This is a genomic window from Leeuwenhoekiella parthenopeia (genome assembly GCF_020782115.1).
In the GTDB taxonomy this organism is placed as follows: Bacteria; Bacteroidota; Bacteroidia; order Flavobacteriales; family Flavobacteriaceae; genus Leeuwenhoekiella; species Leeuwenhoekiella parthenopeia.
Genome location: NZ_JAJGMW010000019.1, coordinates 32,771 through 45,538, shown reverse-complemented (window position 1 = coordinate 45,538; position 12,768 = coordinate 32,771). Strand labels below are relative to the sequence as shown.

Below are 12,768 nucleotides of genomic sequence, written 5' to 3'. Positions count from 1 at the left end.
AAAGCTTTTGTAATCGATGCCGTCTGATTATTGAGTAATTTTAGACGATGAAAATTGCTATAGTTTGTTATCCCACTTTTGGAGGGAGCGGTGTAGTCGCAACCGAGTTGGGAATTGCGCTTTCCAAGCGCGGTCACGAAGTTCATTTTATAACCTACAAGCAGCCCGTACGCCTTGACCTGCTCAATGAAAAAATATTTTTCCACGAGGTCAATGTACCGGAGTATCCCTTATTTCATTTTCAGCCTTACGAACTGGCGCTTTCGAGCAAACTGGTAAACATTATAAAGGCTTATAATATAGATGTGCTTCACGTGCACTATGCCATTCCACATGCCTATGCAGGCTATATGGCCAAAAAAATGCTGGAGCAGGAGGGAATACGTATTCCTATGGTCACCACGCTACACGGTACAGATATTACCCTGGTAGGTAATCATCCGTTTTATAAGCCGGCGGTTACCTTTAGTATTAATAAAAGTGATGTGGTGACTTCGGTTTCTCAAAGCCTTAAAGAAGACACCAACCGCCTGTTTGACATCAAGCGTAAAATTAAGGTGATCCCCAATTTCATTGATTTGGCAACTGTAAAAAATACGTTTACAGATTGTCAGCGCGGGCTAATGGCCAGCGAAAATGAGCGCATCATCACCCATATCAGTAACATGAGGGAAGTAAAATGCATCCCTGATGTAATTAGGACTTTCTACGCGATTCAAAAGAAAATCCCTTCAAAACTCATTATGGTTGGTGACGGCCCTGAACGCGGACCTGCAGAAGATCTGGCTGCTGAACTGGGCATTGCCGCTAAGGTGGTGTTTTTGGGTAATAGCAACGAGGTAGAGAAAATTCTGTGTTTTTCAGATCTGTTTTTACTTCCTTCTAAAGCCGAAAGTTTTGGTCTTGCCGCACTTGAGGCTATGTCGCACGGTGTTCCGGTAATTTCTTCAAATGCCGGAGGTCTTGCCGAAGTAAATATTCACGGGTTTTCCGGTTTTCTTAGTGCAGTGGGCGATGTTACCGATATGGCTGCAAACGCCCTTACTATTTTACGCACCGATGCCGGACTTAAAAACTTCAAAAAGCAGGCTAAAGAACAGGCGCAGAATTTTGCTATAGAAAAGGTTGTGCCTTTGTATGAAGAGGTGTATACCAAAGCCATTAAGCGCATTGCACTTAAGAAGAAATCTTCCCTTACAAAATAAGAACACTTCCTTTTTCAGGTTTAAACTGAAACTTTAAAGCATAAAAAAAGGCCGTCAATCGACGGCCTTTTCAATAGTGTTGATTTCTTATTAGAACTGGTAACGCAAACCTAATGCGATATCAAAATCTAAATCGTCATTATAGTCTCCGAAAGCAAACTCAGGTCTGAAGTCCAAAGAAATTAAAAGCGGAATGTCAAAATTATATTCAATACCTATATCTCCTGCGGCAAATACGAATGTATCATTCTCGTCTCTGAATGGTCCGTCATTATAATCATAACTAGCTAAACCACCACCAACACCGGCGTACCAGTTAAAGCCACCGTCAATGTTCCATACCCATTGGTATAATCCTGCGAGTTTAAATCCATCGTAATTTCTACCATCTCTTAACCCTAAATCTAATTCCAGACGGTTATTTCCGCCTAAAGCACGTTGGTAAGAGATTTCAGCACCAAAACCATCATTATCTCCAAGACGTATACCTAAAGCGTTGTCAGCGATTTCCTGTGCCTGTGAGCTAAATGAAAAGCCGGCGATTAAAACAAAAGCTATAAATAATTTTTTCATAATAAATTCGTGTTTGTTAATACTTGATTGGTGCAAATGTAGTTTTAGAAAATACAAGTTATAATAGCGCACACGCCAATCTTTTGTTAAGCTTATCTAAGACTCTGTTAATATCTGTATCCGTGAATAATTGTACCTTTAGCCTATGATTACAAGCCTTGACGAAGCCCTCGATACCCTTACAGCATCACTCGAAGGAGAGTTGATGTTAGATCAATTGCACCGCAACTTATATGCGACCGATGCCTCGGTATACCGCCGTCTGCCTCTTGCAGTGGCATTTCCTAAAACCGAAGAGGATCTTAAAAAACTCATTCTTTTTGCACACTCACATAAGGTGGGACTTATTCCCCGAACAGCAGGTACATCTCTGGCCGGGCAATGTGTGGGTGAGGGGATCGTGGTAGATGTTTCTAAACATTTTACAAGGATCATAGACTTTAATCAGGAGGAAAAAACCGTTACGGTTCAGCCCGGAGTCATTCGGGATGAGTTAAACCGTTTTCTGGAATCTCACGGTTTATTTTTTGGTCCGAATACCTCTACTTCAAACCGCTGTATGATTGGTGGAATGGTAGGTAACAACTCTTCGGGTACAACTTCTATTCAATATGGCGTAACCCGCGATAAAGTAGTTGAGCTAAAAACCCTTTTGAGCGACGGTAGCCAAGCGGTTTTTAAAGATTTAACTGCGGAAGAATTTGCGCTAAAGCGAAAACTAAACACGCTTGAAGGGAAAATCTACGATACGCTGTATCAGCAATTAAATACCAAAGAAGCTCAGACCGAAATTAAAAGTAACTATCCCAAGCCCGAAATACACCGTCGTAACACCGGTTATGCGCTTGATGCCCTGTTGAATAATGAGGTGTTTTCCAATACGCCCGAAGCCTTCAATATGTGCAAATTGCTCGCCGGAAGCGAGGGAACCTTGGCATTTACTACAGAGATCACCTTAAAGCTTGACGAACTTCCACCTGCAGCAGGTGTGATGGTTGCTGCGCATTTTAAAACCATCAATGCCTGCCTCGAGGCCGTTGTGCCGGTGATGCAGCATAATCTGTATGCCTGTGAAATGATGGATAAGGTGATTTTAGATTGCACCCTGAATAATCGCGAGCAGCAAAAAAACCGGTTTTTCATTCAGGGCGATCCAAAAGCGATTTTGATGCTTGAGGTACGTGCAGCAGATTTAGATACCGCCCGCAGGCAGGCTCTTAAGCTAATAGAAACATTGGATGCATCGGGATTAAGTTATGCGCATCCTACGCTCGAAGGACCCGAAATCAACCAGGCGCTGGAGTTGCGCAAAGCCGGTCTGGGCCTTTTGGGCAACATCGTAGGCGATCGCAAAACCGCCGCCTGTATAGAAGATACCGCAGTAGCTTTAGAAGACCTGGCCCCGTATATCAAAGAGTTTACCGCTCTGATGAGTACGTTTGATCAGGATGCCGTGTACTACGCACATGCCGGTGCAGGGGAGTTACACCTGAGGCCTATTCTCAACCTGAAGAAAAGTGATGATGTGCTGCTGTTTCGTCAAATTACCACTGCTGTGGCGCATCTGGTAAAAAAATACAACGGTTCCCTGAGTGGTGAGCACGGCGATGGGATTGTACGCAGCGAGTTTGTGGAGCTGATGCTGGGTAAAGCCAACTATGAGCGCATAAAAGCGGTTAAAAATGCCTTTGACCCGCAGCATATCTTTAATCCGGGTAAAATTGTTGATGCGCAACCGCTTGATACGCATTTGAGATATACACCGGACCGCGAAGAACCGGAAGTAGAAACATTGATGGATTTTTCAGATTCTGAAGGCATTTTGAGAGCGGCTGAACAATGCAACGGAAGCGGCGATTGCCGAAAACTTCCACTGGCCGGAGGAACCATGTGCCCCAGTTACCGTGCTACCCGTAATGAAAAGGATACGACCCGCGGCAGGGCTAATGCCTTACGGGAATTTTTGACCAATTCGCCCCGAAAAAATCCTTTTAATCATAAAGAACTCAAAGAGGTTTTTGACCTGTGTCTCAGCTGTAAAGCCTGTGCCAGCGAGTGCCCCAGCAATGTGGATGTAGCAGCATTAAAAGCTGAATTTGAATACCAGTATAAAAAAGAGAACGGGAGCTCCCTCCGTACCCGTGCTTTCGCCTTTAACAGCTATCTCAACCGCTTTGCTTCGGTAGTGCCCGGCGTTACAAACGGTTTGTATACCGGTAAACTTACTGGTAAATTGATTAAGAAAACCCTCGAGGTGGCCCCTGAGCGAAGCCTTCCGCCTTTGGCTAAAAAAACCTTGCGCAACCGCCTTAAAAAACTGCGGGCTTTCAACCCCAAAAATCCAATTAAGACTGTCTATCTATTTGTAGATGAGTTCACTAATTTTCTGGATGCACAAATAGGTGAAGATGCCGTGGTGCTCCTGCAACGCCTCAATTATGAAGTGCGTACGATAGACCACGCAGAGAGCGGGCGCTCGATGATTTCAAAAGGCTTTTTAAAGGAAGCTGCTAAGGTTTCCGACAAAAACATCAAGGCATTTAAGAATCTCGTTGATGCAGAACATCCGCTTATCGGGATCGAACCTTCGTCTATTTTAGGCTTTAGGGATGAATACATTCGGCTGAGTGAAGATGTGGAGGCAGCAAAGATTTTGGCCAAAAACGTATTTATAATAGACGAGTTTATCGCAGCCGAAATCAAGCTGGGGAATATCACCTCCAAATCTTTTATCACGCAAGAGAAAAAACTCAAGATTCACGGGCATTGCCATCAAAAATCCCTCAGCGGGATGGAACATACCTTCACGATGCTCAACCTTCCTGAAAATTATAAGCCAACACTTATTCCTTCCGGATGTTGCGGTATGGCCGGGTCTTTTGGGTACGAAAAAGAGCATTACGAACTCAGTATGCAAATAGGGGAGCAGACCCTGTTTCCCGCTGTGCGCAAAGCGCCTTCAGACACGCTTATCGTGGCGCCGGGTACCAGTTGCAGACATCAGATTAAAGACGGGACACAACGCGAGGCATTGCATCCCGTGACCGTTTTGCGGGAGGCTTTATTGTAGTCTATTATTCTACCGAAATTAATTCAAGATTTTGTAGGCCCAGGCGTTTGAAGGTGCCATAAACGAAATCCTGATCTTGTAGTTTAGTCTGAAGTTCTTCACAAAAACTAGTGCAGGTGATGTCAATTTCATTAAGAATTGAGAGTTGCGAAGTACCGGTTACAAAATTTTCGCCGTTGATTTTTAAAGCCAATTTAAAGGAAACATCAGCGTCAATTTCTTCAGTTGACTGTATTCGTATTAATGAATATTGAATAGTACTTGCGTCGGCGGGTGGATTAGTGATACGTTCTTTCTTAACAGTGAGATCATAGGTTTTGCCTGCAACGTAGTCAAAACCAGAAATGCCTTCGTACAAATAGGACCATTCAGATGACCCAATTGCATTGCCTTCCTGAACCATCAAAACCAGTTGGGGTGACAATCCTATAGCAGTGGTCTGATAATGATTAACACGCATTGATACAACCTCGCTTTCGTCTACATCATTGGAGCAGGAATAATTAATAAGACAAAGCAACGTGAGAAACAGAATCTTTTTCATAGTTAAGAGTTTTACTAAACTGAGATGCAGGTAAGCTCAAAAGGTTGCTTCAAGCTATAGACAGGGTAACTTTAAACCGCGCCGGCTCATTGATGAGTTGTCTAAAGCCCTTGTCCAGATTTTTCTGCTCTACTGCGTAGGGATAAAAGCTCACAGGCTCGATGCACAGCATATTGGTGACTTCGGTCCACAACATAAAATTGCCAAATCCCTGCGAACTGATACGCAGTGTTTTGGCGTCCTTAAGTGTGATCTCGGTACAATCTGCAACCTCGTAAGCCCTGCTGCCTACTGCGAGAATATCCTTTAATGGAATTTCCTCTTTTGAAGTAACTACTACCGGATTTTCACTGTGTAATTTAAATGCGGGATGATAACCCAGCATAAATGGCATCCCTTCGGGGCCGGTGATGATAAATTCAATTTCCAGCGCGTCCTGCTTGAGGTTAAACTGCTTTTGAAACCTGAAATCATAAGGCCAGGTCAACCATTCTTCGCTAGATTTTTTCGGGAATTTGGAGTTTTTAACCGGAGTATTGGCCGTGTAGGTTTTTTGAAAAACCGCCTGGGTTTCTGTAGCATCCACGCATTGGTATTTAAGTTCGCGTAACAAGCCATGCTGATCTAGAACCGCATCTCCTTTAGGTGTTTTTACCTTAAAACCGGCTTCATCAGTAGGGCCTATGATGGGGAACATTTCGTCGTCAGACTTGCCCCAACCGGGACTGCCTACCTGGTGTATGTATTCATGTCCGTTAGCCTTAAAGCTCACGAGTGAACCTTCATCTAATTGTACTTTTAATTGGTCAAGTTGTAAGGTGGTCATATTAATCTAATTTTTCAAGTGCATGTATATAGTCTAGCTGCAGATCTTCGTGCAGCGCTTCGATCTTTTTGGCGATGTATTCCTTCTGGCGCAGATACAGGTTTCGCAATACATTATTGTTGCGTATTGCAGGGCGCACCTCCGTCATTTTTTCGCAGAAATACAGCAAAAGCGCGACTTCCGTTTCTTTGTTGCCGGAGTAGCGGGCGTATTTTTTGGTCTCCTTCAGAATCTTACGGATGCCTTTCTTCATCCAGTAATAATTCTTGGTATTGATGGTCTCAAACTGTTCGGCGATCAGCTCCTTGACGCTTTCCACATAACCGGTTTCATAATCAGATTCAAACAGCAGGTAGGTAAGCAATTCTTTGTTTTCTTTCTTGAATTTTGCCAGTTTGAGGCAGATTTCGAGCAGGTCTGCCTCGTCCCGATGCTGCAATTCTTTCTTTAGTTGAGAAACCGTCGCTGTCTTCATACCCGCAAGTTAGCCAAAAAGCTGTTAAAGCCCGTTAATACTGGTGTTTCAAAAGCTAAAATATCATTAAAATGTTGCAGAACCGTCCTGTGCTTAGTAGTTTTAGATATAACCAAAAAAGAAAAATAATACTACTATGAAATTTACACGTAACGCATCTGCAACTTGGAAAGGAAGAATTAAAGCCGGAATGGGAACTATTTCTACCGAAAGTGGTGTACTTGATGCTGCAAAATATGGTTTTGCTACCCGTTTTGAAGATGGAAAAGGTACAAACCCGGAAGAATTAATCGGAGCGGCTCACGCAGGATGTTATACCATGCAATTATCTGCGTTTTTAGGCGAAGAAGATTACAATCCCGAAAATCTGCATACCGAAGCTAAAGTAACTTTTGAAGACGGTGCGGTGACTAAGGTGCATTTAACCTTAACCGGTAAAGTGCCGGAGTGCAGCGAAGACGAGTTTTTAAAGTTGGCCAATAAGGCTAAAGAAAATTGCCCGATCTCAAAACTGCTTAAGGCAGAGATCACGCTTGACGCTACTTTAGAATCCTAATTTCTTGCAGAACGATATAAAATTAAAAGTCGCCAACAGGCGGCTTTTTTTCATTTACGATGATTTGTAAACAGGTTTGCTTTGGCCTTGCGTATATTTGAAAACCATAAAATTGATACGTGCCCTATTCTTTAGCCAATTTACTGCCGCCGTTTATAGCTCTGTTGCTTACCTACGGTTTATGTATGCTGCTTTACAAAACCCGACTGGCAGACCTTTTTAGTGATGCCGGAGGCGGAAAAAAACTGCACAAAAAAGCAGTGCCGGCATCAGGAGGTATTGCGATAATTCTGGGAATTTTTGGAGCCTCAGCCTGGTTTTACCCCGAATTTCTTGTGACCGAAAAATGGCTTTTTCTGGGGCTGACCGGCATATTTATTTTGGGTTTGATAGACGATCTCAAATCTTTAGGCTGGTTACCCAAACTCATTGCCCAGCTCGTTCTTATTGGCTTTGTGGTCGTCGTGGCCGATGTACGTTTGGAAACGGTTTTATTTGAAGATCGTTTTCTGCTGATGCCTTATGCGTTAAGTGTTATTCTGAGTATAGCGATTCTCACCTTTGGTACCAACGCGTTTAATTTTATTGACGGTTCAGACGGACTGGCAGCTCTCGTTGCGCTTACGGCAATTTTAGGGATGCTGTTTTTTCAGATCCCTTTTTTCAATCCGTTTTTATTTGTAGTGGTTGCCGCGGTATTTGGTTTTAGAATGCTCAATAAAGAACCTGCCAAGATCTTTATGGGTGATAGCGGTTCGCTGTTTCTGGGCTTGTTGTGCAGTGTGTTACTCATCAAATTTATTGAAGCAGACCTTTCTACAACTAACTACTGGCTCGAGACCTACAGCCAGCGTCTGCCAGTCGCAATAGCTTTATTTTGGTTTCCCGTTTTTGATACGCTGCGGGTTTTTAGTCTGCGTCTTCGTGCCGGTAAATCCTTATTTGAACGCGATAAGCTACACAGTTACTCCTTGTTGTTGCGCGTGGGTTACCGTCCTGCCTTTATCGCGCTTGTGGTTTTTCTGGCAACCCTTATTCAGGTATTGGGGGCGGTTTATCTGGTTCCCGTAACCGGAATTTATCTGTATTTTGTTTTACAAGCGATGCTTTGGTTTGGGTTTCATTTTTACCTCAGACTTTTGGTAAAGCAGTTTAAAGAAGAAAAGTAATACAGTGTATTTATGACTAAAACGCCCAAAATAGGTCTTTCGCTTCCGTTGCTTAACGAAACGGATACTAACGCAGTGGCGGAGGCTTTGCAGGAGAACTGGATTACAGCGGGTGGTCCTTTTGTACAGACTTTTGAGCAGGATTTAAAAGCGCATTTAAATACCGAAGCTGAGGTTGTTGCTTTAAATTCAGGTACTGCCGCATTACATCTGGCGCTTATTTTGGCCGGGGTGAAACGTGGCGATTTTGTGATTTGCCAGACGATGAGCTATGTAGCTACTGCCAATCCCATCGCATATCTCAACGCCATTCCGGTTTTTGTAGACAGCGAGCCTGAAACCTACAACCTGGATCCCGATGCAGTGCTCGAGGCTATTCAATTTTGTTTAAGTCAGCATAAAAAACCGGCTGCGATTGTAGCGGTTCACTCATACGGTATTCCGTGCAAAATTCAGGAGATCGCAGCGATTGCACAGGAATACGAGATTCCGCTTATTGAAGATGCTGCAGAAGCACTCGGAAGCAGTGTTGCTGGAAACGCCTGCGGGACTTTCGGCGATTTTGGAATCTTATCCTTTAACGGCAATAAAATCATCACCACCGGTGGGGGCGGAGCATTGATTTGTAAAAATGCGGAACAGGCAAAATTGGCACGGCATCTCGCGAGTCAGGCGAAAATCACTCAGCAAGCTTTTGAGCACGACACGGTGGGCTATAATTATGCAATGCCCGGTCTCAATGCAGCTTTAGGAAAAAGTCAGTTGCAGTCTTTGGATGTTAAGGTTTCCGCAAAGCGGAATATACACGCAGTGTATAGCGAAATTTTCAAAGAACAATCAGGTGTTGCATTGTTAAACGAACCACCGGAATGCTTTTCAAACTATTGGCTGAATGTTTTACGTTTTAGTACACCTCAGGAAAACGCTACGCCAAAAGGCCTACTGCAACACTTGCAAAGTGCCGGGATTGAAAGCCGCCAGCCGTGGAAACCCTTGCATTTACAGGGAATCTATAAAGAACAACACTATTTTGGGAATCCCGTTGCCGAAAGTCTTTGGCAAAACGCCCTGTGCCTGCCCAGCGGTGCCGGACTCACAAAAACCGAACTTAACTACATTCAGGAAACGCTAATTGCGTATTTTTCGCGCTGATTATGACGCAACATTCAGTACAGAACGAAATCATTCTAATCACGGGAGCCGCAGGAAGCATTGGCCGCGAACTCACCCTGGGTCTTGCTAAACGCAATCCAAAACAGTTGATTCTGGTTGATTTTGCCGAAACGGCTTTACACGGCTTGTTACTTGAATTAAAACAGGTCGCCCCGAATACCGCGATCAGGTATTTTATAGACAGCATTTGCAATGAAGCTTTCGTTACGCATCTGTTCAATGAGTTCAAAGTCACGACGCTTATACACGCGGCGGCTTACAAGCACGTCTCTATGGTTGAGACTAACGTGTGTGCAGCTATTAATACCAATTTTACAGGAGCTAAGCAGATTCTCGATAAGGCGATAGCGCATCAGGTAGCTCGATTCATCTTTGTTTCAACAGATAAAGCAGTAAATCCTCAGAGTGTGATGGGACGCACCAAAAAGCTCTTTGAAATGTATGCGCTGAGCGAGCAGAAGCAAAATCAAAATATTGAAATTCACATCCTGCGGTTGTGCAATGTGTACGGTTCGTCAGGTTCTGTTGTGCCCTTGTTTGAAGAACGTATTGCTAAAAATCAGCCGCTTATTATTCGCGGAAAGGAGTCCAGGAGGGCTTTCGTGCAGCCCGGGCAGTTGATGCCTATGTTAGCCGTTTTGATGGGAGGTGCAGCTTCGGGAGTCTATATTCCAAAGGATTATGAACTGTTAACCGTACCCGAGGTTGCAAACCGGGTGTTGGAATCCTTGGGTATCAATAAGGAAGATTATCCCCTGGAATACGAACCGCTCTTTTCATCCGAAAAAGAAAATGAAGAGCTTAAAGCTTCCACCGAAATGGAAAGTACTGCGTATACCGGATCATTGGTCTTGGTTAGCAATACCAAAGAAACCCTGCTTGATTCAGCCTTACTGCTGCAATGTATACGTTCCGCCCAGAACTACAGGGTAAAAGAAGCTCAGTCGCTTTTAGAAAGGATTACTTCAGAATAAATTTCAGCTAAATGTCTCAGTAGTATTGCTGATGATGCGTTCCAGAGCCTGCTCGTATTTACCGGGGTATTTGGCGTTCTTCAGGTTTTCAATATGCCGCATATGATGGGTATCGGTCCCAAAGAAGTCAAACATCCCATCTTCCAGAAGCTTGAGCGCTGTTTTGGCAATTCCCGAACCGTAATAGCCGGTGATTGAAAGTGCGTTAAGCTGAAATTTGCAGATGCTTTTCAATTCGGTATAGGTGTCGTATTTGCTGTGGTAAAAGGCGTAGCGCTCGGGATGTGCCAGTACGGGAACAAAGCCGGCGTTGCCTATTTTAAATAAAATTTCGCGCAGGTTTACCGGAGGTTGCAGATAAGACATTTCGACCAAAACAAACTGCTCCTTAAGCGGCAGGATTTTTTTGGCTTCCAGTAAATCGGTAAAGGCACTGTCCATCATATACTCAGATGAAGCGCGTATGTTGAAAGCATCCTGGCCTTTTTCGGCTAAGAACTTCTCCAGTTTGTTTTGGGCTCCACAAATAGTTTCAGGTGTATTGGGGTGAAAATCACTCATGGTATGCGGTGTGCAGATAAGCTTTGTGATTCCCAGTTCCTTAAAATGGGAGAGCAATTCCAGAGAATCTTCAGGTGTTTTAGCCCCATCATCGATTCCGGGTAGTATATGATTGTGAATATCTGTAAATTCGCCTAACCTGGAGGCGAGGAGTTTTTTAGAACTGAAAATAGAAAACATGCTGCCGGTTTATTTTGTGCAAAAGTACATGTATTGACCGGTTTAAGATGTTAAGAACTTCCCTCCACGTTCAAAACAAGCAATTATGAAAACCCTTTTTAGTCTCCTGAGCCTGATGCTCGTTTCCGTATTACAGGCCCAGGACAGTCTGGTAACTTCAATTGAGCTGCGCGGAATGGCCTCAAGCGGCGATGCTAATAACTTCTGGTTTTATGCCAATCAAAAAGGCCGCGTAGATGAGCAGACCAACTTTTATGCTCTGGCAGAGACAAAATACGAAAAGGCTTTAAATGAAGATAACCGCTTTGAATTGGGCGGAGGGGTATTATACAAAGATGGTTTGTATGACGGGGCAATCCTAGACCAGCTTTATGGCACCTATCAGTGGAAGATCATCAGAGCCGATCTTGGTTTAAAGCATCGTGACGAAAAATTAAGCGGAATCTCTAGTGTAGGTGGAGATATCATCTGGAGTAACAACGCACGTGCTTTACCCGGAGTCTATTTACAAATGACCGAACCCTTCAAAATTTTTAAATGGTTTGAAGCCAATGCCACTTTTGGACATTACTTTCTGGGAGACGACCGGGTGGTTGAAAATGCACAGGTACATCACAAAAGCCTCGAGCTGGCACTGGTTTTTTCGCCGGGAGATCGCCTGAGCGGCAGTATGAAGCATTATGTACAGTTTGGAGGGACTTCAAGTAATCCCCGATTTGGAAAGCAACCTTCCGGTTTCAGGGATTTTATAGATGTTTTTTTCGGGCAGGGATCCAGTAATTCTGGTGCATTTGGTGGTGAGCAGGTAAACTCCTTAGGAAATGGTTTAGGATCTTACGAACTTGCCTATGATTTGACCCGCGAAAACTTTTATTTGAGAATGTACCATCAGTCACTTTTTGAAGATACCTCTGGGATTGAACTCAGCAATTTTCCCGATGGGGTCTGGGGCGCGTATCTCGAGCCTGAAAACTTGGGTTTTATCGATGCTCTAATTTATGAATATGTGCAAACTGTTTCGCAAAGCGGGCGTTTTGGAAACGCATCAAATGGTGGAAGCTTTAGTGGTGGCGACAGTTATTTCTGGAACGGCATTTACAATACCGGTTGGCAATACCACAACCGCATCATAGGTTTGCCTTTTGTAATCCCGGATCGGGTTAATCCACAAAGTAAAAATATCAACGATCGCTTTTACATTCATCATCTTGGAGCCGCAGGTACTCTGGGCAAGTTCAATTTTAAGGGTAAAGTGAGTTATGTGAAAAATTTGGGTACTTACGGCAGACCCTATCCTGTAACCGAGGAAGCGATTTATTCCTTTCTGGAGCTTACCTATCCCAGTAAGTTTGGAAGCTTTACCGGTTTGTTTGGAGTAGATTACAGTAACCTCTCCAAAGAAAATCTGGGAATTGGGCTTAACTACCGGTATCAGTTTTAGAAGTTAACTTCGGTTTTAAGT

Annotated in this window: 12 protein-coding genes; 7 read left to right on the top strand and 5 right to left on the bottom strand. The window is 43.8% G+C overall.

Annotation, left to right across the window (positions count from 1 at the left end; all coding sequences use genetic code 11):
- The first annotated feature begins 47 nt into the window (after positions 1-47).
- Positions 48-1,205 (top strand): N-acetyl-alpha-D-glucosaminyl L-malate synthase BshA, encoded by a 1,158-nt coding sequence (bshA, locus tag LLW17_RS13730; RefSeq protein ID WP_228230864.1) that lies wholly within the window; start codon positions 48-50, stop codon positions 1,203-1,205.
- A gap of 90 nt (positions 1,206-1,295) precedes the next feature.
- Here bshA and LLW17_RS13725 read toward each other — a convergent pair whose 3' ends face one another.
- A complete protein-coding gene (locus tag LLW17_RS13725; protein ID WP_228230863.1) occupies positions 1,296-1,778 on the bottom strand; it encodes a hypothetical protein in 483 nt (160 codons plus the stop codon).
- Between the two features lie 145 nt (positions 1,779-1,923).
- On the opposite strand from LLW17_RS13725, the gene LLW17_RS13720 reads away from it, so the two are divergent.
- On the top strand, positions 1,924-4,848 hold the full coding sequence (locus LLW17_RS13720; protein ID WP_228230862.1) for an FAD-binding and (Fe-S)-binding domain-containing protein: 2,925 nt from the start codon (positions 1,924-1,926) through the stop codon (positions 4,846-4,848).
- Between the two features lie 4 nt (positions 4,849-4,852).
- Here LLW17_RS13720 and LLW17_RS13715 read toward each other — a convergent pair whose 3' ends face one another.
- The 3 genes from LLW17_RS13715 to LLW17_RS13705 are packed head-to-tail and all read right to left on the bottom strand — an operon-like array spanning position 4,853 to position 6,693.
- A complete protein-coding gene (locus LLW17_RS13715; RefSeq protein WP_228230861.1) occupies positions 4,853-5,392 on the bottom strand; it encodes a DUF4377 domain-containing protein in 540 nt (179 codons plus the stop codon).
- A 49-nt stretch (positions 5,393-5,441) separates the two neighbouring features.
- A complete protein-coding gene (locus LLW17_RS13710; protein ID WP_228230860.1) occupies positions 5,442-6,218 on the bottom strand; it encodes an aldose 1-epimerase in 777 nt (258 codons plus the stop codon).
- Between the two features lies 1 nt (position 6,219).
- Positions 6,220-6,693, bottom strand: a complete 474-nt coding sequence (locus LLW17_RS13705) for a hypothetical protein (RefSeq protein ID WP_099646213.1) — start codon at positions 6,691-6,693, stop codon at positions 6,220-6,222.
- Between the two features lie 136 nt (positions 6,694-6,829).
- Between LLW17_RS13705 and LLW17_RS13700 the strand changes: the two genes are divergently transcribed.
- From LLW17_RS13700 to LLW17_RS13685, 4 genes are all read left to right on the top strand, one after another.
- Positions 6,830-7,249 carry an OsmC family protein gene (locus LLW17_RS13700; RefSeq protein WP_099646214.1) on the top strand — a complete coding sequence of 140 codons (420 nt, stop codon included), beginning with the start codon at positions 6,830-6,832 and terminating at the stop codon, positions 7,247-7,249.
- 119 nt (positions 7,250-7,368) lie between these two features.
- Complete coding sequence (locus tag LLW17_RS13695) at positions 7,369-8,418, top strand: glycosyltransferase family 4 protein (protein ID WP_228230859.1); 1,050 nt, start codon at positions 7,369-7,371, stop codon at positions 8,416-8,418.
- Positions 8,419-8,430: 12 nt separating this feature from the next.
- The gene (locus tag LLW17_RS13690; RefSeq protein WP_228230858.1) at positions 8,431-9,570 is read left to right on the top strand and encodes an aminotransferase class V-fold PLP-dependent enzyme; all 1,140 of its coding nucleotides are present in this window, start codon (positions 8,431-8,433) and stop codon (positions 9,568-9,570) included.
- A gap of 2 nt (positions 9,571-9,572) precedes the next feature.
- On the top strand, positions 9,573-10,565 hold the full coding sequence (locus LLW17_RS13685) for a polysaccharide biosynthesis protein (protein ID WP_228230857.1): 993 nt from the start codon (positions 9,573-9,575) through the stop codon (positions 10,563-10,565).
- Positions 10,566-10,568: 3 nt separating this feature from the next.
- Here the strand turns inward: LLW17_RS13685 and LLW17_RS13680 are convergent, their stop codons facing one another.
- Positions 10,569-11,306 carry a tyrosine-protein phosphatase gene (locus LLW17_RS13680; RefSeq protein WP_228230856.1) on the bottom strand — a complete coding sequence of 246 codons (738 nt, stop codon included), beginning with the start codon at positions 11,304-11,306 and terminating at the stop codon, positions 10,569-10,571.
- Between the two features lie 85 nt (positions 11,307-11,391).
- On the opposite strand from LLW17_RS13680, the gene LLW17_RS13675 reads away from it, so the two are divergent.
- The gene (locus LLW17_RS13675; protein ID WP_228230855.1) at positions 11,392-12,747 is read left to right on the top strand and encodes a capsule assembly Wzi family protein; all 1,356 of its coding nucleotides are present in this window, start codon (positions 11,392-11,394) and stop codon (positions 12,745-12,747) included.
- The last annotated feature ends 21 nt before the right edge of the window (positions 12,748-12,768 follow it).